Origin of the sequence: Azonexus hydrophilus (genome assembly GCF_038368255.1) — a bacterium.
GTDB lineage: Bacteria > Pseudomonadota > Gammaproteobacteria > Burkholderiales > Rhodocyclaceae > Azonexus > Azonexus hydrophilus.
The window spans coordinates 23235-48846 of record NZ_CP151407.1; the positions used below are offsets into that span (position 1 = coordinate 23235).

22 protein-coding genes are annotated in these 25612 nt (G+C 55.8%); 5 read left to right on the top strand and 17 right to left on the bottom strand.

Features of this window, described 5'->3' with window-relative positions; genetic code table 11:
- Positions 1–47 precede the first annotated feature (47 nt).
- From AADV58_RS16775 to AADV58_RS16850, 16 genes are all read right to left on the bottom strand, one after another.
- Positions 48–479, bottom strand: coding sequence for a hypothetical protein (locus AADV58_RS16775; protein ID WP_341744743.1), 432 nt, complete (start codon positions 477–479; stop codon positions 48–50).
- A 21-nt stretch (positions 480–500) separates the two neighbouring features.
- Positions 501–1157 carry a gamma-mobile-trio protein GmtX gene (gmtX, locus tag AADV58_RS16780; protein ID WP_341744744.1) on the bottom strand — a complete coding sequence of 219 codons (657 nt, stop codon included), beginning with the start codon at positions 1155–1157 and terminating at the stop codon, positions 501–503.
- The gene (locus tag AADV58_RS16785) at positions 1154–4618 is read right to left on the bottom strand and encodes a VPA1269 family protein (protein WP_341744745.1); all 3465 of its coding nucleotides are present in this window, start codon (positions 4616–4618) and stop codon (positions 1154–1156) included. The genes gmtX and AADV58_RS16785 overlap by 4 nt, the downstream gene beginning before the upstream one ends.
- The gene (locus AADV58_RS16790; protein ID WP_341744746.1) at positions 4618–6024 is read right to left on the bottom strand and encodes a tyrosine-type recombinase/integrase; all 1407 of its coding nucleotides are present in this window, start codon (positions 6022–6024) and stop codon (positions 4618–4620) included. The genes AADV58_RS16785 and AADV58_RS16790 overlap by 1 nt, the downstream gene beginning before the upstream one ends.
- A 19-nt stretch (positions 6025–6043) precedes the next feature.
- Positions 6044–6958, bottom strand: a complete 915-nt coding sequence (locus AADV58_RS16795) for a GIN domain-containing protein (RefSeq protein WP_341744747.1) — start codon at positions 6956–6958, stop codon at positions 6044–6046.
- An 11-nt stretch (positions 6959–6969) separates the two neighbouring features.
- Entirely contained in the window at positions 6970–7149 is a 180-nt protein-coding gene (locus AADV58_RS16800; protein WP_341744748.1) for a hypothetical protein, read from the bottom strand.
- Positions 7149–7637, bottom strand: a complete 489-nt coding sequence (locus AADV58_RS16805; protein ID WP_341744749.1) for a hypothetical protein — start codon at positions 7635–7637, stop codon at positions 7149–7151. Before AADV58_RS16805 ends, AADV58_RS16800 begins: the two co-directional genes overlap by 1 nt.
- Positions 7630–9240 carry a hypothetical protein gene (locus tag AADV58_RS16810; RefSeq protein WP_341744750.1) on the bottom strand — a complete coding sequence of 537 codons (1611 nt, stop codon included), beginning with the start codon at positions 9238–9240 and terminating at the stop codon, positions 7630–7632. The genes AADV58_RS16805 and AADV58_RS16810 overlap by 8 nt, the downstream gene beginning before the upstream one ends.
- 28 nt (positions 9241–9268) lie before the next feature.
- Complete coding sequence (locus AADV58_RS16815; protein WP_341744751.1) at positions 9269–9505, bottom strand: hypothetical protein; 237 nt, start codon at positions 9503–9505, stop codon at positions 9269–9271.
- On the bottom strand, positions 9502–9975 hold the full coding sequence (locus tag AADV58_RS16820; RefSeq protein ID WP_341744752.1) for a hypothetical protein: 474 nt from the start codon (positions 9973–9975) through the stop codon (positions 9502–9504). The genes AADV58_RS16815 and AADV58_RS16820 overlap by 4 nt, the downstream gene beginning before the upstream one ends.
- Positions 9975–10688, bottom strand: coding sequence for a hypothetical protein (locus AADV58_RS16825; RefSeq protein ID WP_341744753.1), 714 nt, complete (start codon positions 10686–10688; stop codon positions 9975–9977). The genes AADV58_RS16820 and AADV58_RS16825 overlap by 1 nt, the downstream gene beginning before the upstream one ends.
- A 2-nt stretch (positions 10689–10690) precedes the next feature.
- Positions 10691–11812 carry a phage Gp37/Gp68 family protein gene (locus AADV58_RS16830; RefSeq protein ID WP_341744754.1) on the bottom strand — a complete coding sequence of 374 codons (1122 nt, stop codon included), beginning with the start codon at positions 11810–11812 and terminating at the stop codon, positions 10691–10693.
- 3 nt (positions 11813–11815) lie between these two features.
- Entirely contained in the window at positions 11816–13129 is a 1314-nt protein-coding gene (locus AADV58_RS16835; protein ID WP_341744755.1) for a hypothetical protein, read from the bottom strand.
- The gene (locus AADV58_RS16840) at positions 13126–13986 is read right to left on the bottom strand and encodes a hypothetical protein (protein ID WP_341744756.1); all 861 of its coding nucleotides are present in this window, start codon (positions 13984–13986) and stop codon (positions 13126–13128) included. Before AADV58_RS16840 ends, AADV58_RS16835 begins: the two co-directional genes overlap by 4 nt.
- On the bottom strand, positions 13986–14900 hold the full coding sequence (locus AADV58_RS16845; RefSeq protein WP_341744757.1) for a DNA cytosine methyltransferase: 915 nt from the start codon (positions 14898–14900) through the stop codon (positions 13986–13988). Before AADV58_RS16845 ends, AADV58_RS16840 begins: the two co-directional genes overlap by 1 nt.
- A 127-nt stretch (positions 14901–15027) precedes the next feature.
- Positions 15028–16065, bottom strand: a complete 1038-nt coding sequence (locus AADV58_RS16850) for a DNA cytosine methyltransferase (protein WP_341744758.1) — start codon at positions 16063–16065, stop codon at positions 15028–15030.
- A gap of 152 nt (positions 16066–16217) precedes the next feature.
- Here AADV58_RS16850 and tnpA point away from each other — a divergent pair, with 152 nt between their 5' ends.
- The 3 genes from tnpA (at position 16218) to tnpC (ending at position 18530) form a co-directional block, all read left to right on the top strand.
- Entirely contained in the window at positions 16218–16604 is a 387-nt protein-coding gene (gene tnpA / locus AADV58_RS18675; protein WP_424243861.1) for an IS66-like element accessory protein TnpA, read from the top strand.
- Positions 16601–16948 carry an IS66 family insertion sequence element accessory protein TnpB gene (gene tnpB / locus AADV58_RS16860; protein ID WP_205205212.1) on the top strand — a complete coding sequence of 116 codons (348 nt, stop codon included), beginning with the start codon at positions 16601–16603 and terminating at the stop codon, positions 16946–16948. The genes tnpA and tnpB overlap by 4 nt, the downstream gene beginning before the upstream one ends.
- 64 nt (positions 16949–17012) lie before the next feature.
- A complete protein-coding gene (gene tnpC / locus AADV58_RS16865; RefSeq protein ID WP_341744759.1) occupies positions 17013–18530 on the top strand; it encodes an IS66 family transposase in 1518 nt (505 codons plus the stop codon).
- A 37-nt stretch (positions 18531–18567) separates the two neighbouring features.
- Here tnpC and AADV58_RS16870 read toward each other — a convergent pair whose 3' ends face one another.
- The gene (locus AADV58_RS16870) at positions 18568–18732 is read right to left on the bottom strand and encodes a hypothetical protein (protein ID WP_341744760.1); all 165 of its coding nucleotides are present in this window, start codon (positions 18730–18732) and stop codon (positions 18568–18570) included.
- Between the two features lie 290 nt (positions 18733–19022).
- On the opposite strand from AADV58_RS16870, the gene AADV58_RS16875 reads away from it, so the two are divergent.
- Both AADV58_RS16875 and AADV58_RS16880 read left to right on the top strand, forming a co-directional pair.
- On the top strand, positions 19023–21767 hold the full coding sequence (locus AADV58_RS16875; protein ID WP_341744761.1) for a bifunctional glycoside hydrolase 114/ polysaccharide deacetylase family protein: 2745 nt from the start codon (positions 19023–19025) through the stop codon (positions 21765–21767).
- The gene (locus AADV58_RS16880; protein WP_341744762.1) at positions 21745–25479 is read left to right on the top strand and encodes a tetratricopeptide repeat protein; all 3735 of its coding nucleotides are present in this window, start codon (positions 21745–21747) and stop codon (positions 25477–25479) included. Before AADV58_RS16875 ends, AADV58_RS16880 begins: the two co-directional genes overlap by 23 nt.
- Positions 25480–25612 lie beyond the last annotated feature (133 nt).

The window sequence follows — 25612 nt, forward strand, 5'->3', positions numbered from 1 at the left end:
GCGGAGTAATCGCCCCCGTGGGGAGCGATTCCCCACAGGGTTGAGATTTATGCTGCAACAGCTTCTCCATCCCATGCGAACACCGGATGAACAATCTGCTCCGTACCAGAGGCAAACCGCTTGAGCGCCCGTCCAATTGCTGCGAACAGGGAAACAAACGGCGGAACACTCACCGCCTGGCCCATGGATTCATGGCCAAACGTCTGAGTGACCCCTTCCATCAGTGCCGGATCGATGCCTTTCGCAAGACTGTGCTCACGCACCGTGGGAATCCGATACAGATTTTCATGTACCGGATGCTGCACGTAACAGCCTGTCGATTGGCGCTTATGGAGAGACTTATTAAGCACGGGAAGGCGCGTGGCGCTCGCATCAACAACGGTCGGGGCAAAGCCCTTACCCGATGCCTTATCGCGCTGCCTCGACTCCAACACAATATACTTTCCTTTATTTACTGGGCTTTGCAGCGAGTATGCCATACTTTTAGCCATACTCGCCAGCTACAGAAGCGATTTCAACGAGGATACCTCGCTGGCGGTCAGCAACTCATTTCCGCTAACGTCATTGATCAAATAACCGTTCTGGTCAATGGACAATTCGCAGCCGCGAAGCCGATCAGGATTGAATAACGAGCGGAGGGCATTCAGGGCGTCAGCCGGAATGGCCGGAAGCACCTCGACGCTGGATTCTGCCGGGCCACCGTTCTTGGCGGCTGCAAGCAGTTGATCGGTAGTCATTGGCGCGTACAACCCGATATCTACCTTCAGGCGGGCGACTTCCTTGGTCAGTTGCGCCACTTCTGCCAGCGCCAGCATGTATTGCTGCTGAGCCAAAGCAGGATCGGCAAGATTCAACACCTTTTTCCCGTTGGCCGCATTCGGGGTTTCGGTCAGCCCTTCGGCGAATTCCGCTGCTCGCAATTTGACATATTTTTCGAGGACATCAGGAGCGTTTCGAATACTCTGCGCTTTCGGCCCACCCCACTGGTGATCACAATAGCGCCCGATGTCGGCCACGGTATAGGCTTTCGCTTTCGGCTGCTTTTCCAGGGCATCACAAGCGGCCTTGATTCTTTCCAGGCTGACCAATCGCTTAGCATCGCTCGAATTTTCAACCACGTTCTCGTAGAACTGCTGGCTCACGCTTTTGATACTCAATCTGTTACCTCCAAATCCTTGACCGTCAATAGCGGAACGGTCACCCCAAGGGTTTTCGCATTCGCCACGGCCTCAAGCACCATATCCATATCTTCCAGCAATGATACCGGCTGGCCATGGCGCATCACGGTCAGATCGCGCAATTGGACCTCGCCAGAGAGCAGCTTGCCAAGATCAACACCATTGCTCGTTGCGGCTTGAATCAGGCGGGAGGAAAGCAGGTTCCCCGCCTCGAACGCTATGTCATCGGGCAGATCAAGAAGAAGGTGCTTGGCCCCACCTTTGCGCAGGACGCTATTCAGAACTTTTTGATGATCAAGCTTCGCTTCCGTGTTGGCCATCCCCGGCACAAACTGCACCCCTTGTGCCACGCTATCCAGTAACGCAAATGAGTGTGTTTCTTGGAGAAGGATATTCAGTCCATCTGGCGAATTCGTGCTCAGCCATGGAACAGGCAAGTCCTTGCTGCTGCCAGGCGTCTCCGCCACGGTCTCCTTGTATGCATCCAATTGCTGCATTGATGCCGTGACAAAGCGCAGCCTGGCGTGCCAGTCATTCACATGGATCTCAAGCTCTTCCTCCAGCTCGTGCACTCGCGCCCTGGAAGCATGCAATTCCTTCCATTGCCGCTCAGCCTCTTGTGCCCGAGCGACATCCTTCAGTGCCCGCAGTTCTGAAGACTTCTTCTCAACGGCATGCATCACACTGTTCATCTTGATCACCTGGCCAAGCAGGAACATCGGGCCGGTGATCCAATAACGACAGAGCGAACAGGTTTTGCCGCCCGGCACCGAGCCGTAGTACCCCTTGTCCTTGTCCGACTTGTAGAGGAACCCCGTCGCGCATTCCGCTCCAGGACACAGCCCATCCGGCTGAATACGCCAAACGCCTTTTCCTTCATCCAGGGCGTGCATGGCATCGCTTTCACCCGAGGGGCGCAGGTTACTCAGAAAATGCTTGCTGTAGGCTTCCCAGTTGGATTGCAGTTCCGGACTCTTGGCAAAATCACCATTGATTGCCGCATATTCATCGCGGCGGCTGGCATAAGCATCCAGGAGAACATCACGGCACTGGCCAGCGCTCGGCTTGAAGTACCAGAGACACATGGTCAACGTTTTGTGATTGGTCACATACCTCGACACGATTTCAATCGGCACGCCACGATTCAGCAGCGCCGTGACTCCCGAGACGCGCAGTGAGTGCACATCATAGACAGGTGACGTGTATTTCTTTCCCGTGGCATGCTCAGTTTGTTGAACCAACTGCACATCGAACCCGTTTTCAAGCGTGTAGCCCTTGGCCTTCAAGCGCTTCTCGGTTTCCTTCAACACATCGGCGTAGAACCTGCGGAGTCGATGATCTGATAACGGATGCCGGCGAGACCGACTCAACGGATCACGGAACATCGGCGACACGGATGGAACCTTGTCTCGATACTTGTCGTTGAGGTCTTCACCATCCAGATAGGGAACCAGGGAATCAAGCGGTGGCATCCACTGGCGCTGCCACTCCCGCATCATCAACAGGAGTTCAAGCGTCTTCGGCGGCACATAGGGGATCTCGTAACCGTTCGGCGTAAATCCATCGTATTCATCGGTCTTGTTCGTATTGATGAACAGGCCGGTGAAGGTATCCAACTTTCCAAAGTCGGAGATAGCCCGGATGACTCCTTGCCGCCGCCCCTTAACCGCCGATGGCAACGGGTTGCTGGCCTCATGATGAACCCAGTGCTCCTGCTCTCCGGTTACTGTTTTTTCAACGAGCAGGACACGCTCATCGAACAGTCCGTCGTCAAGCCACCGGGCTTGCTTCAGCCGCACAGGCTGATCGAGTAGGAAATACATGCAAACGGACACGCCCGGAAACCATACGCGGGCCGGGTCGCCATTTGCATCCAAAGTCTCGAAATAGTCGATGTCGCGGGAACGTGGAAAAGCGAAATCATCGGCAACAATGGTTTCCTTGATGGCCTCAAGGACAAATTCGGGCAGCGCCATGCGATGTGTCATGCCAAGGCTGTAAATTGGCATACCGAACCCATCATCCATCCGGACGGGATTCACATCTAGCAGAACGGGTTCGGCGGCGGCTACTTGATAATCAAGATACCAGTCAAAGAAACGCCTGATCTCATGCAGGGCCGAGTTGTTGCGCTTTGGCGACTTCCCCGTTTTCTCCAGGAAGTCATAGTAGGTGCTCTTGTTCTCCCTGGACCGATCCCGGATGTGAACGTGCCTGACGATCTGGGCAGGTGTCGCGGGGATGCAATCAAGCGATGCCAGGTATTCCACAAAGCGCCACAGGTAATAGACGACATGCGTTAGCGTCCGGCTTTCTCGCGCTTCCGTGAATTTGGCAAACAATTCCGCCCATGGCTTCAATTCTGGCTTTTCTGGGAACTCCTTTTCCACCCGCTTGAAGGTCGGCGATTTCTTGTTGAGATGGCTTTCTCCTTCCTTGAAGTTCCGATAGGCCGGAAAGAGCCTGTCCGGATACTTGTTTTCGAAGATCGTGCGCAGCACATCCCCGACCACGTAGGCTCCGGACTTAGCACCTGTGCTGCCCGGTATTTTCGTCGCCACATACCGTTCAAAATGGGCAACAATCTCAACCGAGATGTCTTCAATCTGCCGAATGTTCGACGAAAAGAAGAAAGAGCGCAGCGATCGCTTCCCACCTTCTGAGTCACGCATGCTCGCGCCAAGCATGCGGTAAGCGTTTTCAATCAATTCATTGGATTCGGCTGGCAAGTAACAGCCAGACAAGAAAATCCGGTCGTATTGACTGACGACCCCGAATGACCCGTACCGAACTGGCAAGAGCAACCAACCCTCGAAAACCATCATGAACAGAATGTCTTGATATCGGGCGGCGAACTCCGCAGCTTTGTTTCCCTTGTACACATCTCCTTCGCGGCGGGCGCGGATATTCGAAATCAGAAATTCCAAAAAGTCTTCGAATGATTCATACCCATCCGTCAATTTCGACGGGTCAAACGCAAAGAACCCCGGAAACCGACTGACCACAAACATCGGGCGCATTTCCTCAACAGACTTTGGCTTGATGCTGGCCAGCAAGCGCTGCTGCTCTTCCAACGGCAAACTCGCTAGAAAGGCGTGGATGCCTTCAGCATGCCGCCCCTTGCCCGGATTGCGATACATTCCAGCAAACCGCTCCAGCAAAGCATCCGCTTTGAGTACCACGGTACGGTTGCTTTCCGTTTTGGCAAACGCAGCCAGGCACTGCCGCCCATCCTTTTCCAGAAGCCTGCCAAGCGTCCCCCACGAGTCATCAATGCGCTGTTGCACATACCGATCCAGCAGCGCCTGCATTTCGTCCTTCGACGGACGATGCAGGAGCACAAAGCGATCCGAGTCATCGTTGAAAACGACCGTCTTCCCTGACAGGGTGTTTTCGAACGACTGGCAGTGCTCAGCGCCAAAGATGAATTGTTCGGGCATTACTTGGCTTTCAGCTTGAGGGGTTGGGTCAGCGGGTTGTCCGGGTTGCTGCTCGCATCCTCGAACGCCTTCAGCAGTTCATCACGGGCCACTGCGGCGGTCAGGTTGTAATAGACATCGGTACTATCGATGCTGCCATGATGCAAGAACCGCTGCGCCATTTCCTTCGAAACGCGAAGGACATTGGCCAGGAAGAAGCCGTAGAAGTGGCGAGCGCCATGCGGGTTGATGCCATTGTCGCGGCCAGGCGTCAGCCCAACACGCAGGCAGGCATCGTGAAACCGGTCCCGCAAGCTTTTCAGCTTCATCGGCTGACCATAGCTGCTACGACTATGAGATGGGTCGATATTGACGAAGTAATAGGGATGCTTCGTACCCGTTTTGGCCCGAACCGCCATGTACCGCTTGTGCAGTTCGTAAAACAGGATACCCATGTCTGGACGTGACCAATGCACAGTAGAGCGATATCCCTTATCTTCGTAGGTCATACCCTTCCATCCTGCCTGCATGGGGTCATCCGGGGAGAGCAGGTTACGTGGGGTCATGCCGTATTCTTCAAGCAAGTAGGTTTGCCGTTGCGCGTGCCTGACTCCCTTACCGTCAGCCTTCCGGTGATAGTCAATCCAGCCATAGACCGGGTGTGCCAGCGTTACGATGGCCTCGCCGGTTTTGGGGTCAGGGAAAGGCGAAATATCGGAAACCAGGAAATGACAAACCTCGGAACTCCGAACCCCACCATAGAACAAAAGAATGAATACCATCACATCACGGATCGAATGGCAGGATTCGATCAGGGAAGCAACCTTGTGCGGGGGAAACGATTTGTAGTTGTTTGCCCCTCGCGGCACGCCTTGGCGACCGCGCACGGGCCTGCTGGCGCTCTTGCCACTGCCCGCTGCCGTTTTCTTCCAAAGATACCCAAGCAACCCTTTACGCCGAATCGACGCCTTTTTGTTTTCCCGCAAACGGTCCCGATACGACATTGCATCAGTGGCGACCTCATCCGCAGCATTAACTGGGAGATAGCCAAAGGCATCGGCGCAATGGTCAAAAAACAGTGACAGGTATTCAATCTCGCGTTCAGAGGTTCCCGGCGCGACCGGCTTCCAACCTAAATCCTGGCACCCGGCCAAGCGCACCTCTCGAAATTCCTTGATCAAAGCTCGCAGTAACTCGGGCGTAACAGCCGGTTCGTTTTTCAAGACATGGAAAAAATCAACGAATGCGCCGATGGCTTCGTTCTGCTTTTTGAGCGTTGTGACAGACAAGCTGTCATCGAATCGCTCTACCGTCCAATGAAGCGCCTCATAGAACCGAACACCATCAGGCAAAAGGATTACCGGGAGCTTTACGCTTCTTGCCCCTTTGACGGGGACGTAAATAATGGAATGAGATTTGGTGCGCAAAACGACCTCGGGCTACGAATCAGAAGTTGCTATCGACAAACTTGATTTTGCCCATACCCGAGACATCGGTATCGCGCTGCGGCGGGTTGCCCCCGATCTTGATCTTGCCGACGCCTGACACACGGGCCACAACGGACGCTGTGGCCGTCGCCTTGATATTGCCTGCGCCGGATACGCGTAAGCGGGCATTGGTGGCAGAAAGCAGGTAGGCAGCAATGTCTCCAGCGCCAGACACGTCCGCTTCAAGCCGATTAACCTTGCCTGTAACCTCGATGGTGCCTGCACCTGAAACATCAAGGCTCAGTTCGTCCTGGTCGATGTCCCGATAGGTCACGTTCCCTGCACCGGAGATACGCAGGCTGGCCACGTTGGGCAGCGTCACTTCAACACGAAAGCCGAGCGGGCCGGTACGCTGTTCCATGACGTTACCCTTGCCGATCACGGTGCCGAAGTTGCGTCCAACATGGATCGAGCCACCCTCGAAGTAGTCGCGCCCGGCGATCTGGGTATTGCCGTTGCCGGTGATGATTTGTGTGACGCCACGCCCCGTGCTGACGATCATCATTGGCTCGTTATCCACCGTCAGGCAGTCGCCGGAAACCGTCGTGAGAATTTTGGGGAGATCGGTGGCGTCGTTGGCGAAGACTTCCATCTTGGGTTCTGCGCCTTGGCGCACCACAACATCCACCGCACCGCTCAGTTTGATCTTGCGGATATTGGCCGGGACGGAACGACTTTCCCTGCCAGGCGCAGACGCTATCGGCGGCTCCTTGCCGACAAGTGCATCAATACCGCTGCAAATCGCCGTGGCGAGCCGATCAGGCGGCAACTGATGCCCAGCCACCCCGACGTGCTGCGCGATCCGCTGAAGCGCCGCATGGTAATCGTTGACGCGCTGTTCCAGTTCCGCCGTCTTTTTGCTCGTCCCGAACATCCGCCTGATCCTCAGTTTTCGTTGATTGGGGCACCGCAGAACAATTTCTGCATGTGTTGCATCGCTGCTTCGGCCTGCTGCTCGCTGGCCAGCCCCGTGACTTGAACGGAAACGCCCCAGCTACCATCTTCGTAACGCACGGGCTGCATCGAGAAAGTCGGCATTGGGGCTTGTGCAGGGAGTGCGCTCATCACTTGGCCAACTTATCGAATTGACCGGACATGCCGGAGCCAGATGGGGCAATGATGCATTCGTTGTAGCTCGGGCCGACATCGAAGATCATGGGCACAGCGCCGGGCGTCTGACTCAGCAGGGAGTCGGCGAGAACAGACATTCCTTGGCCGGGATAGGAAAAACGCTTGGTTTGCGTCTGCCCCTGGTCGTCTTCGTACAGTGCGTTGACCTCGCCGATCTCCAGCAGCAGTGCTTCAACGCCTTCAGGGTTTTCGCGCTGCGCGACCCTGACGGCGCTTTCCCAGATATCGACACCCGTGCCGGAGTCGATGCCGCTGAACGAAATGCAGGTTTCCGCCTCTTCCTTTTGTTGCTCAAGCCAGCCTTTCGTATTGCAAGCAGGACAAGGCAAGGAATGGTCGTTCGGGTCGTAACCGTCACAATTAGCATCCCAGCAGTAGCCGTCGCCACGGCATTCGATGGTTCCATGTTGGAAATTACACATTTTTCTCTCCTGTCTGCATGCTTTGATCAATGTTCCCGTCTTCGGCAGATGGCTCGCACAGCATTTCCTCCATCGCGTCGAAGTCATATTCCCAATCCTGCCGAATACCTTCAAGCGTATCGTCGCCAATGGAAACGTGGTCACCGCACGTCAAAAGGTAGCGATAGCCAAACTTACCCGTCGGGTCTTCGGTAATCACAGGCATGCCCCCACAATTCGAGCAGGGCTTGAACCCCTCCGGGAGCACGACCGGCTGAGACACCTTAGCCCGTTCAGCCATCAGGTATTCGCCACCAGTCTTGTTCAGGAATGCCCATGCCGATGGAAAGCGGATCGGGAAGGATGCCAGCGCATTCAGGCAGGCCCACGCCTCGTCCGATTCGCCGTTTAGGTATTGCTCTTTGTCGATCCCAATAGTGCTGAACTGCTCTCCGCTTGGCAGGAAGACAGTCATCCCGTCATTGTCGAAAACGGCGTTTTCCTGCTTGGCCTGGAAGAGCACGAGGATCAGATCGCCAATGCGTGCGGCATTTCGTCCGCTCGGATTGAACCCGTTGATGGGTGAATTGGGAACCTCTCGGTCACCCCACCAGTATTCGCCGTCATCGCGGACACGCACCAACGGCATGGCCATACCGGGTTTGAACGGTTCGCCCTCCGGCCTGACGGTTTCCCACCAGTCGCAAAGAAGCTTCATGGCCGGATGCTGCTCCATGCCACCCGGCACGCCAGCAATTGTCTTCGCAAACTTGCTGTTCTTGCCAAACGGTCTTTTCTCCGCCAGGTCGATTGCATGCAGCAACAGTTCGGCAGGCATTTCAACGGGGCCGTTGGCCCGGTGAGGCTCGATGTCCTGATTGAGAATGGCCGTTTGCCGGACTTCATGAAGCTGCTCTTCCTGGAAGGCGTCGATAGTCCATGCTTGTTCCAGCGGAACGCCCGTGATATTCACCTGTTCTTCCAGGTAGTAGCCAGCCAGTTTACCCTTTAGCTCACCATCTGTGTAGATCAGATCGGAGTCCTTGACGATTTGACGCCGCTCCCGATCAATCTGATCCTGCTCTTCAAAACCCAGGACACTGACCGGAGTAATCCGCATTGCCGGGCCTTCCCGCTGCGGCCAGCATGAACCATCCATCGAATAAGTCACACCTTTGCCGGGGTGAAGTTTGATGTGGATGAGATGCCGTACCAGCCAGTCATCCTTGGGAAAAACCTTCCACATGGCCGCGCTTTCGATGCGCCACTGGAATTCGATATCGAACTCGGTCACATCCGGAGGTATCGGCACGATCCAGCCATTCCGAATCAACTTCGAACCACCGACAAAGTAGCGCCGATTCGGATACGGCTGGCGAACCTCGATACCTCCTTCGGGCAGAAACTCGATTGGGAGCGAGGATGTCACGGTCAGGGTGATTTCATCGCACCTCAGGCCGTCATCAAACCGCTTGCCCGGATGCCCGAGAATTTCGGCGGGCACCCAGAGCTTCGGCAGAATGTGCAGGATTGGGCGGTCAGCATCACCACCACCAAGGGGTTTGCCGCTGGCGTCCACCATGCGGGTCTCGCCATTAGGGAGCTTCTGGAGAGCGTATTTCATTGTTCGTCGCCTTCAATGTCGTCAATTATTATTTCTTACGCAACAAGGCCGATAAATCGTCGATGGTGCGCCGCATCTGTTTAACCTGTTGTTCCAGTCCGTTCTTTTTCTGAACCACAGCGCCGAAGGCTTCCCGCCCACCATCGATCTCTGCCAGCAACCATCCGGCATCTTCCCGAGAAAGTGTTACCGAGTCACCGTTCATCTGCCGCAGTCGAGCAAGCACCTGATCCACTTCGGCCAGAGCGTTGGGAAACTTGCTCATACGGTTGCGACTCCGGCAATGACGTTTTCGGGAACCTCAAAGAACCCTTGCTTGCCCATGAAGAGGATCGGCGTTTCCAGCCGCTCGTGCTCGACAAAATGCCATGCAAACCGACCCGTACCGAAGTTGCCGAAATATCCCGGATCGACCATCTTCTCAGTCGGCAGAAACCCGGCCAGAACCGCAGTGCCCAGCAAACAGCCCCGAGGCATCTCCTTCAGATGATTGAAGCCCATCTGTTTCAGTGCTGAGCAATAGGCTTCCCAAGCGTGATCGAGGGGACCACCATCGGCGCGGTCGCAGAGATATTCCATCATCTCTTCCAGATCGTCCGTGGCCTTTCCTGCATGAATCCAGATGCGCTGGCCGATCAGATTCTTCCATGGCTTCCATGAGCGCGTTTCATAGGGTTTGTGTAGGCCGGACATCAGCAAGGAGGCGTGCGGCTGCCAGATCGAGATTGCCTTCATTACAGTTCCTCAATCAGCCCTTCGGTGGCATCTGTAGTGCTGACTGGCATCACTACCGGAGGCGTTGCTACTTTTCGCGGGGTTGCTGTTTGATGCTGTTCACCCGGATTTCGAAGGAGATAGTTTTCCCAACTCAAAGTCTCGTTGCGCTTCGATAAGTCCTGATTCCGCTTCACCAGTCGCGCATTGATGTTTCCCAACTCCCGCATGCGATCCTGAAGCTGTTGCGGGTCACCAACCCGATTCAGACACATGGCCAAGGTGCAAATTTCAGCATTCCAGTTATGCTCATGCCGCCAAACATCCTCGTTTACCGAATGACCAAACCGGGTGTCCGTCAAAAGATGGCCAGCACGGACCTTTATGTGCCCTCGTGGCGTCACTTCGACCAATCCCCACTTCGCCGGAAGTTCTTCAACCGAGATCAATCCAGCGGGAGCCAAAAAATACCGATAAGCTCCCATCCCAGTAGCAGGCTCCTTGCGGTGGGGCTTGGCAGCATCCGCGAGGAAATCTGCGCGAGAGACTTTGACTTCGACAACAATCGAACCGCAACGCGGATGTTTGTAGGGTCGCCAGCCAATAGCATCCGGGATTTCTCCGTTAATCCAATTGGTCGATTCCGAAATGGCGATAGTGCAGCCCGGCCCGGAACGGCTCATGGGCCGTTTCAGCCAGGATACGGCCAGAGCGCAGAGAGATTTGTGATCCATGGTCAGCACGGCATCTCTTTGTACTCACGCCCGGCAAGCATTTCGCCCGCTGCCTTCCGGCCAACGTAGAGCATGTTCGTGTCGCCATCACGGAAAGCGTCATGGCTATTGCCGTCGTGAGTTTTTCCGTCATGGACATTGACCCAGCAGCCCCAGACCTTCGGATTGTTGAGTTGATCATTGGTGGCGTCACGGCCAAGAATCCACTCGCCTTGCTGCTTGAAGTAGAAAGGCACCCCGGCCTCGGCGCACTGGTCCCGAATATCCATCGCCCATTGCGGATGCATGGGACGGGCTTTATTCCGGCTTCCCGACTCGCCACCAACAACCACCCAGTCAAGACCTCGACCACAGGATTCACCGAGGTAATGCTGGTGCCGTTCCCCGCCAACCTCGCAAGGGAAGCAGCCAACGGAGCTATCTTCGTCTTCCGACAATCCTTCCCCGAACCGGAGGTCAACCGAACCAAGCAACGGTTCCATGCTGACCCAGTGTTTTGCCGCTGGCGTTTTCATCAAAAGGGGCAGACGTTCATTGACTGATTCTTGTGTGCCTGCTGTCACGCCGACATGGACATTCGGCAGTGGCCAGCGAGGAAGCCATTCCGTTCCTTCGTTGGGGTCGCCGCCACGCTCAAACGATTCGCAACCATCAGCACGTACCCAATCCAAGGGATGCTTGGCAGGAAACCCATCAGCAGCCTTGGCGATGGCTTCACGACGGCCAGGCGCTGATAGATACTGCTGCATTCGGTCGGCCCGCTTGGTCAGCACCAGGAAGGTATGCTGCGGACAAAGAGCCATGACGCCGAAGACGCGATCCAGAAATTCATCCGGCACGTCGATATGGAACAGATCGGCAGTCGAGCACACAAAGATTCGCCGCGCACGCTGCCAACGAAGCGGCTGGTCAAGGCGGTCTTCATGGCAAGCGACATCCGTAAATTCCCGGCCCTGATAGGCAGGCAAATGCGTCAGGCGGTGCCAGTCGCGTTCGACGTAGCAATGCTTGCACTCTGCCGTCAGCTTGGTGCAGCCGGAGACAGGGTTCCACGTCGCGCCAGGCGTCACGGTGCCATCAGAATGGTGCGTCTGCGTCCAGGAGATGCCAGTTTTGTTGCCCATAGCCTAATCCTTGATATGCGGCTTGACGGCGTAGATGGTTCCACTCGGGCCAACCCGGAATTGCTTCTTCGTGAACCGGTCCCATTTGTCGGCTTCTTCGCCCGGCAGATCGACGTGAGCCACATGGCACAAGTCTTTGAGGACAAGGCTCACATCGGCGCATTCCTCAGCCAACTCTCCTTTGTCGCCTGACAACTGGGAGGGGAACACGGTCTTGGCCTGAGTCTCGGTCGCCTTGAGCGACTGGTTGTGCAGGGCATCAGCAACGTGCCCCATCACCTGACCCGCAGACAGTCCAGCAGCAAGCGCCAGTTCGACCACTTCTTCAGTCAGTCGCCCAGCAACGGCAGCGGGTGTACGCCGCTGGCCAGCCACCAAATCAATGAAAGCACCAACTGTAGCGGTCGTAGGCACCTCGCCACCACCATTGTTCCAGACCGCATGCGTCTTCACGTTGCGCCGAGCACCTTCATCCATCGCTGCCTGGATCAAAATCTTGATCTGCTCCCAGGTCAGAGACATCGAGTACAGACCTTCGGGAATGTCCCGCTGAGTGGTTTGGATTAGCAGGCACCGGGAAAGATGGTCAATGTCGCCGCTATGGCAATACGCCAGCACCTGCTCGACCTTTTCCAGATCGAAGGCGTTCTCCGTCCGGATGCCTGACTCCATGTCGATCCAGTACGGCAAATCGCGCCGAGACTGCGCTTGTGCGATAGCAGCCTTAATCTTGGGTAGCTCAGTCTCCAGGACATCCGGCCCGAGACCGCCAGCGTAACCACAGAACAGATTGAACCGGTGCGGTGCGGGCCAGTTGTCAGGCCGCTGGCCGGTCCCCTTGGAGGCATCGAACAAGATGTCGACGCGCTTCATACCCTCTTCGTCCAGCTCGTACAGGAACTGCTCTATCACCCGTTCAGATCCGGCATGGTGCTGAAGGATCAGCCGCAACCCGGCACCGTGCAGCGTGCGATAGATCGCCAGAACTTCTTCGGCAGTGAATTCCGGGCGGCGGGCATTGATGTTCAACTGGATGCGGCGATAGCGCGACAAGTCGGAAATTACCGAATGAGCCAACTCCGGGTCCAGTAAGGCATGAAAGACCCGAGTGCCGCAAAGATGCGCAGCCGTGTATGGCAAATCGAGGGCAAGGAATTTCTCACGCCATGGCGCAGAAGGATTGCGCTGCGTGCCGTCCTTCTCGGGAAAATACAAGATGGCCCATTCGGCGAACGGGTATTTGGCGGAGAGCGCCGCCAAGACTTCCGGGGCAACATGGTCGTCCGCACCGGTCAGGGATACAAGTTCGAGGCTCAATCTAATGCTCCTTGGCTGTTGACGGGCAATACCTCCCAGTAGGCCGACACTTCTGCTCGCATACCGGTATCAGCCTGGTCGCGGTTTTCCCCCTTAACAACAGCCAGCCAATGTTTGCGAGTGGCAATGATGTAATTTTTGGTCGGAGACAGCATGTCCAGCAGTTTGCGCAAGGTAAGTTTTCCCTCGGTAATGTCAGTTTTGCGCGGCAGCATACGAATCCCGAGTTCCCCTGCCGCGAGGACGCCATGTGTGTCGTACATCCCGTTGTTTTCGCTCCATCCATGTTTGGAGCAAACCACCAATACGTCAGCCATCGGCACTTCGCCCGCTTGGCTAATGGAATACGGGACGCAGCCACTCGCAACACATCGCCCGTCGTCTTCCAGCATCGGCTGTTTGTATAGATATGGTTCGTCGCGGTGGTCCCAGTCATGCCCGCATTCGGTACATTTGCGATGCCAGTCAGCGCGATTCAGCGAATGCAGAACGCGGCCCATGTTCTCTTCGCCCCGACCGATGCTGCATTCAGGACATAATGGCCAGTGCTTTGGGACGTAACGGTGCTCGTATTGCGTTTCGATTTTGATGGATACATCAACCGTTTTCATGGGCGACAGGATCTGGCGCTCCAGCAGCCAACTGACGAACTCACTTTCCGAGAGCCAGCAATAGTCTTCGCCAGCATCTTCAGCTTTGGCGTAACGCTCTGCACGAAACTCAGCCGCCAACAAAGGGAAATCAATTCCCGGCGCTCCAAGAAGCGGCCCACCAGCGAGGGCACCATCATCATCGTGCACCATGTAAATTATTTTCTGCATCGGGTTGGCGGGTTCAATATTGATCGGATTGATCATCAAGCAGCCCTCCGCAACTCATTCAAGATATCGGTGGCCACCACGGGGGTCACCCCATTACCGAGCAAGTGAATAGCTTCACGCCGGGTCTTTGGAAGAACATAGGTGCTAGGCAACCCCATGCCAGCACGCACCTCGGAAGGCTGAAACATTCGCATTTGATCGCCGCGAATAATCGCCCAGCGATCTACGGTCGAGAAAGTGCCGATAGGCCGGTCAATGCTGCGACCGGTCAGGCCGCTGCCACTGGAATAGAACGGAGCAACAAAGCAATCACCGAACTGCTTGCGGCCTGCCTCGATGCGCTTCAGCGTCTTAATGCTGCGACCAGGCTTGTTGATCGGATTCCAACGATGAGCATCCCACTCGATGATTTCCGAAACAGGACGATGCGGGCGTTTCGGCAGATTGAGCACCAAGGGGTTCTTGGACCGGGAAATAACAAGGAACATCCGGAGGCGATGCTGCGGAACGCCATGATCGGCAGAGTCAATGATGTGGGGGGCCAACGAATAGCCAAGACGGCCCAACGCATCGACCCAGGACGGGTAGAGAGACCAATCGAGGAACTCGGGCACATTTTCCACCACAGCAAACGGGCTGCGATGGTATTCAAGGCAGCTAACAACCGCCCACGCGGTACTGCGCAGCGCATCGTGATACGGCCGCTCTTTGCCCCGAGCCTTGCTGTGCCCCTGGCAAGCTGGCGAAGCAAGACAAACATCGTGACGCGGCACTTCGCGCCAATCGGCCTGATGCAAATCCTGGCAAACGTGAATGGCGTCTGGGTGGTTCGCCGAGTGGAATTCAACCGCAAGCCGCCAGTGGTTTGCCGCCCAGACAACTCTCACCTTGGCTTGCTTGGCCCCTTCAGAGAAGCCGCCAATTCCAGCGAATAGATCAATAGCTTGCATGCTCGGCACCTAAATTAACTTCGCGCCAGTATATATGTTTTGGAGTCGAGATGCAACAACAAAAGCACAAACGCATACAAAGAGAAAAACTACAAGGCAGGGAAAAGGCACGGGCTGAAAACGGTGACTAATGGAGGCTACAGAGGGCTGACGCGGCTACGCCTTGTCTGCCACCACGCTTCACGGCTGCGCCGTGAGGGCGAGTCGCCGGGAGATCAGCGCATCGACCGATCATCGACTTACTGGCTTGGGGACTTTTATAGATAAAAGTTTCAAACCGAAACCCAACACAAGTATATTTCTCGGTGGAGTCGGGAACGCGCTCCAGCTTGCTCCAGAGGTAGTCGATCGATCCCCAGGTTGAGTGATCGGGATCAACGTCCTCCATGATTTCGCCAAACGACGTGACGCGAGGCACCGGCCGTTGGATGTCCTCGACATCAAACTGGATACCCTTGGTCACGGCCACCATCGCTAGGCGCTTGCGATGCTCCAGCATGTTCCACTCTGCCGAGTCCAGAATGACTTCGTGGACTTCGTAACCGAGGTCACGCAGGGAGGAACGCAGGATCGACATCGATGCACTCGTGGCGTACTGAGGCACGTTTTCGAGAACACAGATTGCCGGTGCGAACTTCGCCACAGCAGCGATGTAGGACACAACAAGATGCCCTACTTCCGGGTGATCTTCCGGGTGCTCCAGCTTGCGCTTTGCACGCCCGGCGACCGAAGCTCCACTACACGGAATACCTCCCACCAGAACCGAAACATTCGGCAGCTTGGACAGCGCCCAAGTATCGAACATCAGTTCCTGCAGCGGCATGGTCAGCGTGATCGTCTCCTTGGTGAAGGAGGGGTTACGCGCCGCCATGTGCTCCATGCAGTCGTCCCGGATCTCGTTGGCAAAAGCCAGCTTCGATTCCAGTCCCGATTCAGCAAATCCAGCATGCGCAGCCATATCGAGAATACCCACCCCCGATGCGACCGAGCCAACTGTCACTGCTTCACCCGCGTTGATCGTTGCCTTGAGTGCTTCCAGACGCTTTTTGGCGCGAAATTCAGAGGCAACCGGCAGGATGTGGATGCGGTTTTCCGCAACTACGACCCGAACCGACTCCAGCCCACTGAACATGGACAGGAGATCGTGCGAGTTGATGTCGAGCACGGGGATTTCTTCCTCCCCACGGATCTTTTTCGAGACCCGGTGCGTACCATCTTCATTGTAAGCGTCCGGCCACCACCGTCTTTTCGCCGAAGTTCCGATAGCTGAAGATTGCCCCGGATGGGCACCTCAAATTTGTGCCCACAAACGGATTTATGGACACAAATTCAAAGGCAGTCATGGTCTCGAAACGACGAGGCCCCTACCGGCATCACCCGCTGGCGCTGAAGCGGGCGATTGTTGAAGAAACGCTGCAGCCGGGTGCCTCGGTGGCGCAGATTGCCCGTAAACACGGCGTCAACGCCAACCAGGTGTTCCTTTGGCGCAAGACCTACCGGGAGGGGCTGCTGCCCGATGCGAAGCCAGCGCTGTTGCCGGTCACCCTCACGCCGCTGATGGCCAGCGATCAGTTGCCGGCGGTCAGCAGTTCAGCCAGCACGGGGTGTCTGACGATTGAGTTCGGGCAAGTTCGCGTTCGCATCGAAGGTCGTCCCGACGCCGAGATACTACGACTGGTTCTGGCAGAGTTGCAGCAGCGATGATCAGTTTGCCCAGTGGCACCCGGATCTGGCTCGCCGCCGGCATGACCGACATGCGTCGCGGTTTTGATGGCCTGGCCAGCATCGTTCAGGAGAAACTCGCCGCCGATCCCTTTGCCGGTCACATCTTCGTCTTTCGCGGTCGCCGCGGTGATCTGGTCAAATTGCTCTGGTGGGACGGGGATGGCCTCTGCCTCTTTGCCAAGCGCCTGGAGCGCGGCCGCTTCATCTGGCCACAGGCCAGCGAAGGCTCGGTGCATCTCTCGGGCGCCCAGCTTTCCATGCTTCTGGAGGGCATCGACTGGCGTCGCCCGAGTCGCACCGGGCAACCGGAACGGGCGGCATAAGAAAGCTGGAAATCCTTGGCTGGCGGGGCTGTTCACACGCTGATGATTCGCGTAAACTCTCGGTATGAACAGCGCCGCACTGCCCCGCGACACAACGACCTTGCAAGCCATGGTGGTCGCCCAGCAGGCGGAAATCGAGCACCTCAAACTGATCATCGCCAAGCTGCGGCGCATGCAGTTTGGCCAAAGCGCCGAGAAGATCGACAAAATGGTCGGGCAACTCGAACTGGCGCTGGAGGAACTCGAAACCGGCAAAGCAGAACGGGCCGAGACCACCGAAATTGCCCCGGTGGAAGAGGCGCCTGGCAAACCGGTCCGCAAACCGCTGCCGGACCACTTGCCACGCGATACGGTGGTTTATCCGCCTGAAGCAAGCTGCTGTCCGGACTGTGGCGGTCATCTCAAGCCGCTGGGTGAGGATGTCTCGGAAGTCCTCGACTACGTACCTGCCAGCTTCCGGGTCATTCGCCATGTTCGGCCGAAGCTGGCCTGTGGCCGTTGTGACACCATCGTTCAGGCCCCGGCCGCCAGTCGGCCGATTGCCCGCGGCAGGGCCGGGTCTGGATTGCTGGCGCATGTGCTGGTCGCCAAATATTGCGACCATCTGCCTTTGTATCGGCAGAGCGGCATCTATGCCCGGGAAGGCGTTGATCTGGAACGCTCGACCCTGGCCGACTGGGTGGGGCAATGTTCAGCGCTGCTGCGCCCGTTGGTGGAACGGCTGCGGCAACATGTGCTGACCGGCGAGAAGCTGCACGCCGACGATACGCCGGTGCCGGTGCTCGCCCCGGGCGAGGGCAAGACCAAGACCGGGCGCTTGTGGACCTATGTCCGCGATGATCGGCCGGCGGGAAACGAAACCCCGCCTGCCGTCTGGTTCGCCTACTCACCCAATCGCAAGGGGGAGCATCCGCAGACCCACCTGAAATCCTTCAAGGGGATTCTGCAAGCCGATGCCTTTGCCGGATTCAATGCTTTGTATGCCAAAGGCGACATCCAGGAAGCTGCATGCTGGGCCCATGCCCGCCGCAAGTTCTTCGAGATTCATCAAGCTCAGGGCTCACCGATTGCCGCCGAGGCGCTCAAACGAATCGCCGCCTTGTACGCGATTGAAAGCGAGGTTCGAGGACAACCGCCAGACCTCAGGCGCAAAGGGCGAGAACCCGCCAAGCCCCTCCTCGATGAATTCCATGCCTGGCTACTCGACACGCGACGACAACTCTCGAAGAAATCCGGCCTGGCGGAGGCCATCGGCTATGCCCTGAACCATTGGCAGGCATTGATTCGCTATGCCTCAGATGGGCGCATCGAGATCGATAACAATACGGCTGAACGGGCATTGCGGACAGTGGCGCTTGGGCGAAAGAATTTCCTGTTTGCCGGTTCCGATGCCGGCGGTGATCGTGCTGCCGCGATTTACAGCCTGATCGGCTCGGCGAAACTCAACGGCCTCGATCCAGAAGCTTATCTGCGCTTCGTCATCGCGCGAATTGCTGACTACCGAATCAACGAACTCGACGACCTGCTACCTTGGCGTGTCGCCGAGCAGATCGCCAAAACCGAGCTCGCTGTTGCTGCCTGATTCCGATTAACTCGGAAAGACGGTGGTCGCCGGACGGTTACTCTTCATTGACCTCAAGGGTCAGAAGGCACTTCTCTTCATCGACGGTCGGCTTGTACTTGGCTCCAGGAGCAAACCCGGCGAGAACGGCTTTCCGGCCCTGAATGTAGACGCGTGGAGCGCCCTTGTTCATACCGAGTTTTTGTACTTCGAGGTGTTTCATGACGGTTCTCCAAAAAAATTGGGAAACCGCCCCCCAAGGGAAAGGTTTCCCAAAGGGTGAATAAAGTGCCTGTTGGCCCTGAAATGGCTGGCTTCAGTCGAAGACTCAGGTTGCGCCAGCTACCTGTGATGGCCATAGGCCAAAAAACATTCTTAATCTACCACATCAAACCCAACAACGGATAACCCTGCAAAGTCCGAAAGCCTACGAAAAGCGGTTGTTTTGGGAAGACGACTCCGTATCCTTTTAACCATACCCTTCACTGTTGGCGCCCAACTCAAATTACTCCAATGCTCCGCTCCATCTTTCTCCTGCTGTCTTTCGTTGCATCCCTGTGTTTTGCCCAGCATTCACTCGCTTCCGTGGCCATCTACTACGGCAACGGCATTCCCCTGGATGAATTCAAGGTGTTCGACACGGTAGTCGTGGAGCCAGGACATGGCGCAGACCCCCGCAAATACAAGAGTTCTACGAGTCGACTGTTCGCGTATATCTCGATTGGCGAAGCGAACAAAAGCGCCCCTTACTTTGACCTGATCCCTTCGTCCGCAAAGGGCGCCGAGAACAAAACATGGGGTTCTGTGGTTCTCGACCAGTCATCTGCCGAATGGCGCGAGTTTTTCCTGTCCAAGGTTGTCGCGCCGCTATGGGCGAAAGGGTACAAGGGCTTCTTCATCGACACGATGGATTCGTACCGTCTACTGGATCAATTTGACGAACAAGCACAGCAGGACGGGGTAGTCGCAACAATCAACGCGATGCATGCACGATTCCCCGGTGTTCAATTGATCGTCAATCGCGGCTTCGAGGTGCTGCCTCGCCTTCAGGGCAAGGTCTTTATGATCGCGGCTGAATCCTTGTTCCAGCGCTGGAATGCGCAACAGAAAACCTACGAAATAGTGCCGGCGAGTGACCGTGAATGGCTGCTCAATCAGTTCAAAGTAGCGCGTGACCAATATGGCGTCCCCGGCTTATCGATCGAGTATGTTGCGCCGAACGACCGCCAAAAGATGCGCGAGACTGCCTCAAAAATCAAGGCGCTTGGCCTGACACCATGGGTCGCTGATGGGGATCTGGCGACAATGGGGATGGGTACAGTGGAGCCAGTTCCCCGCCGCATTGCGATCATCTACAACTCAAAAGAGGCTTCGAGCATTCCTTACTCCAATGAACACCGATTCATTGAAATGCCCATTAACTATCTTGGCTATTTGTGTGAGTACATTGACGCCAACAAACCCTTACCTCCCCTCTCCCGTGATCGTTACGCCGGGGTTCTGACCTTTTTCGCGGGCGACCTTCCCCCTGCTGTTTGGCCGCGCTACCAGCAGTGGCTTCGAGCAACCACGGACATTGGATTGCCTATTGCAATGCTCGGGCGCTTGGGGATGCCATTCAGCAATTCCTTGGCGAGCAAATTTGGATTCCGCGATATCTCACGTTCAACGCCTCCGCCTTTCGAAATTAGCTTTCAAGACTCCATGATTGGACTTGAAGCAGCCCCAAGCAATGCGGTCAATGACATCCCTGTGCTGCAGAGCAGCCTACCTGGCACAAAATCGTTGGTAACGCTTCGCAATGCATCCGGCGCTACATTTGACGGTGGCGCAATTACCTCTTGGGGCGGCTACCTCTGGAACCCCTTCGTAATGACAGAGGCGCGAGAGGCTGGTGTCGTCTGGTGGGTCGTTGACCCATTTGAATTCCTCAAACGCGCTCTTCACCTTGCCCCCATTCCCTCCCCAGATCCGAGCACCGAGAACGGCGTTCGCTTGTTCCTCTCACATATCGACGGCGATGGTTTCCCGTCAAAAGCGGAAATGCCGGGTGACCTCTATGCGCCCGAGGTGCTGTACAACGAGATATTCACGAAATATGACCTTCCTATCTCGATGTCAATCATCGAAGCAGAAACGGCCCCATGGGGGCTTTACCCTGAGCTAAGCCCAAGAATGGAGCGTATCGCTCGGAAGATGTTTCAGCTAGACAACATCGAAGTCGCTAGCCATACCTTCTCGCATCCGTACAAATGGGATCGCCCAGACTATCAACCCGGCTATTCGATGCCAGTACCTGGCTATCAATACAACCCACACCGCGAAATCGTAGGATCGCTCGATTACATCCGCGAGCGCCTTGCTCCTGCTGGCAAACCTGCCGAACTCCTTTTCTGGAGCGGTGACACCAACCCGTCACCATCAACGGTCAAAGTGGCAACCGACAATGGCGTTTTGAATATCAATGGCGGAGACACCTCTATCACCAAACAAAACAACTCCATCACAAACATACGATCCGTTGGCCTGCAGCGCGATGGTTACATCCAAATTTATGCTCCCATAACAAACGAAAACATCTACACCAACCTGTGGACTGGCCCGTTTTACGGCTTCCGGACAGTCATCGAAACAATTGAAATGACTGGCAACCCTCGTCGTATCAAACCGATTGGCGTCTACTACCACACCTACTCCGCAAGCAAGCCGGCAGCCCTTACGGCCCTGAAACAGGTCTATGACTGGACGCTCAAGCAGCCGATGAACCCAATATTCACTTCAGAATATGTTCGAAAGGCCAATGATTTCTTCTCCAGCGCTATCGCGAAAGACGGGGAATACTGGATCGTCAAAACACAAGGCGACCTTCGTACCGTTCGGTTACCCAAAGAGATTGGGCAAGTCCATATCGATTCGGCACATGCGATCGCCGGCAGCAACGCTGGCCCGGATGGCTCCTACGTCCATCTCATCAATGACTCTGGGCGATTCCGCACTGCCCTCCCCCCCCAATCTCCCGCCACCAAACCCTGGCTGGTGAACGCCAACGGCCGGATTTCCCGCTGGGATCACAACGGCAAAATTACGACTCTCTCAATCACTGGACACAGAGCAATAACTGCGGAAATTCACGCCCCAAAAGCTTGTCAGCTTTCCATCTCGCCGAGAGTTCGCCAATCCATAACAGGAAATGGTGACACCAAGATTTTCATGTTGCGTAGCCCGGAGCGCTCGCTTGAAGCCGAAATCCGCTGCTAAACGCAAAGTAGAGCGCCCCATTCTCGTTCCCCCTTGGGCAATTGCAACAATGGTTGTTGCAATGTCTGGGGCGTTGGTGGCGCTCTATCCAAAGCAAGACCTGATCGCGAAGGTTGCCGTCTCTGAGGCATCCCAACTCAGCACCTTCTACCTGCAAAATCTGCTGAAGACGGACCCCGACAATCCAGAGCTTCACCTATTACTTGGGAAGCAATACCTTCTGCAAGGGGATTCCCAACGCGCCGCCGAAGCAATTGCCGAAGCAAGCGCCTCCAGCGATCCGTCCATTAGGTCAGCGGCCAATTTGCTGCTATTGAAACTCAAACAAGCGGAATATTTTTCAACCAATCCTTCCGAAAGAGGAACACGGCAATCTCTTCAGGGAAAGGCGCGTCCTTTAATCCTCTCGCTCAAACGCTCGCTCGACGACGCAGACCATCTTGTCGAACTGGCCGACCTTGCATTCGACTTTGAACTCCCTGACGAAGGGGTTTTGATCTATAAAAAGTTGGCCCTACTGGACGTGGCCCGAGGGGCGTCCTCTCGCTGGTATGCTCAAGCAGCAATCGCTGCTATCGGCCGCGGTCATTATCGGTCTGCCTCCGAACTCTACTTGCTGGCCCAGCAGCGTGCAGACAGCGATGGCAGTGCAGATCGTTACCTGATTGCCGCCATTGAGGCCCTGCAATCAGGTAATCTGGTTTCAGAAGCATTGGACTTGGCGCAGCGGAGCATTTCCAAGAACGAATCGTCACCGGAATTGCTTGAGCTAGTAACAAGACTGGCGCTTGCCGCAGGTCGTCAGGATGTTGCCGACACATACGTGCGCCGATTGCTCAGGATATCTTTTCTGCAGCAGAAGCGCCTTTTTGAATTTGCCGCCAATCACCACGGGATGCTGCCTCTGCGGGTTTCGAATGATGCCTCGAATCCCGGACTGGAATTCAACGATCGTATCTACACGCTTGGATATGAGGTATTCATCGGCAATCGGAAACTCGACGACGCCAGGAAACTTGCATCTGCCGCTGTTCGCCAAGCCCCCGACAACATGATTTGGCGCAAACGCCTTGCAGAGACTTCAGAATGGAGTGGCGTCCCAAAAGAAGCCTTAGCTCACTGGCTTGTGCTCGCTAGGAAAACCGACGAGGAAACTGCATGGCAGGCCGTCCTGCGACTTGCTCCTGGCCTATTTGACTACAAGGCTCTTAATGAAGCCGGATGGCGCGAATTGCAACGCGACCCAGGCAACGTTGCTCTAATAAGCAACATCATTGGATACGCAGAACTCGAAGGCAAACCGGAAACCGCTACCGATCTCCTGCAAAAACTCAGCCGGAAAAACCCAAGCCCAGAACTGCTCGACGCCTTGGCACGACTAGCCAACCGAGCTGGCGACAACGACCTCTCGCTGACTACATGGGCAAGACTCTTCGAAAACCCCTCGAATTTCACGGCCGAGCGTGTCTCAACTGCGGTGATTTCCGCCTTGCTCTTGCGAAATAATGCCCTCGCCCTTGAATGGCTAATGGCTGCAAGGCCTCACATAGACGATACCGAACCAGGCGTAGCCCAGTTTTACCGCCTGCTCGCCGATGCATCAGAGTTTGCCAACGATTCCACCACCGGCATTCAAGCTTTTTCCGTTCTTATCCGCCTCACGGAAGCAACGGCAGATGATTACGATGGACTACTTTCCTTGCTGAAAGATCGCAACCCGGACCAGGCGGCTGCGACGGGGATCAGCGCATGGCGCAAGTTTAACGACCTCCGTTTTTTGCATCAGAGCCTAGAAATCTATCTAGCGACAAACAACATTAAGGCGATCTCGGCCATTCTTCCAGAAATTGAAGCGCAGCCAGCACGCATCGCCAGAAACGTTGGAATCTCGCGTCTTATGGCCAGCTTCTACCAAACGGTTGGGCGCCCTTCGTTGGCAAAGAGTTTATTGAGGCAAGCTATCGGGATTTCCCCGAATGACTCTGGCTTGCTGGAACAATACCTGTGGCTGCTGATAGACAATCACGACCTCGGCGAGATCAGGCAGATATTGGGAACCTACGAAGGGCGGCTCGCACAAAACGACTCTATGCATGACGTACTGGCATCGTCCTACCTGTACCTGTCTATGCCGCGTGTCGCTCTCTCCCGATACCTCACCCCTCGTTTGGAAGCGAAAAAAAACGACTTCTTGTGGATGATGACCTATGCGGATGCACTGGAACAGAACCAGCAAGCTGATCAAGCGTGGCGGGTGCGGAAACACCTGCTAACATCCCTTCCCGCGGTTGATCTGCAGGATCGCAGCGTTGTTCAGCATCTTGCTGATGCTCGCCACCTAGCCCGCAAGCGCCTGAAGATGGCAATGAACCCAGGCGACGTTTCCTTTTCGATGTTGCGAGACCTGCTTCGTCTCGACAGAGATCGCGAAATTGGTCTTTCTGATTCAGCAAATCAGCTTGTCATCGGCCATCTCAATGACTATAGCCAACACCATGCTTCCGCCGGTTACATGTTGGAGAAATATGGGCGCTCCAGGTCGGCGCCGGATAAGCGCCCTCTCTGGGCGGAGATTTCCATAACCTTAGCCGCCGGGGACAAAAGCCGGGCGAAGCAGCTATTGGAATCGTCAGAAGATGCCCTGTCGCGCTACGATCGCATCGACGCCGCCGTGCTCGCCAGCGATATCCGCCGCGCCCAGTCCCACGCCTTTGATTTACTGGACAGCCAAACAGATGACGAGCCGCTTCATACCCGGCTGACGAACACCCTTCTGGCGTACAGCAATTCGGCAAACATCAGCGCAGGCAGCGCCGACCTCGGCAGCATCCAGGAAAACGATGTTTCAACATCCCTGCACCTGAATCTATCCCCGAATATGGCGCTCAACTTTTCAAGCGCACGGATTGATCGCGTATCCAACGATAACACCGCTATCAAACAACCCCCGGTTGAATTTGCCCACCGCCTCTCCTTGCGTCTCTCAACGGATATCCTGACCAACATCAAACTTGGCGTTGAGCATCACCAGGCATTGGGAACCTACACAACCCTGAGCGCCGCCGCCGACTTAAAGATCAGCGGAAACCTTGGCCTGACATTCGGCTATGCCATGCGCGATCATGCCGACGAAAGCACCTTGATGCGGGTTGCAGGCTATCGAGACAGCCTCACGCTCGGCGCCACCGGGGCTGTCGACGCTCGCAATCAGGTATCCATTCAGACGCGATTCAATTCGTATTACCTACAAGACGGCACGTCACTAGGGCGCGGCAATATCACCACACTCAACTGGACGCATGCCTTACTGAGTGGAGAAATCCCGGTCACAGTCAGCCCATTCCTCTCCCGGTACGCTTTCAACACCCCAGGCGCCGTTAATGCGAGCTTCGCCGGATCGCTTCTCCCTGATGGCACGACCGTCACCAACGTATCGAGTCGCCTTTTTGTCCCCGAAACTTTCTACTTCTACGGCGTCACTCTCTCGGTGAACCCCGTCGCGGAACGCGTCTATCGCCGATGGCTTCAGCCATACCTGAGCACCTCCCTCACGCAACATTCCAGGGATGGGTTTGGCTACAACGTTGAACTGGGAATCGCCGGGAGCGTGCTCGGAAGCGATCAAATGAGCCTCGATATCCGTACAGGAAAATCAGGCCCAACGTCGAGCGCCAATACCCAGGCTCGCTTTTCCTACACCTACTTCTATTAATTGCAAATTGAGGCGGGTCGAAATCTCCGGTTCGCCTACAAATTTTTACAATACATGATTTATTTTCTGCAATTCATGTAATTCACCCTAATGCTTAGTGCTTTTATCTACTGAACGCAAAAATATTTCATGT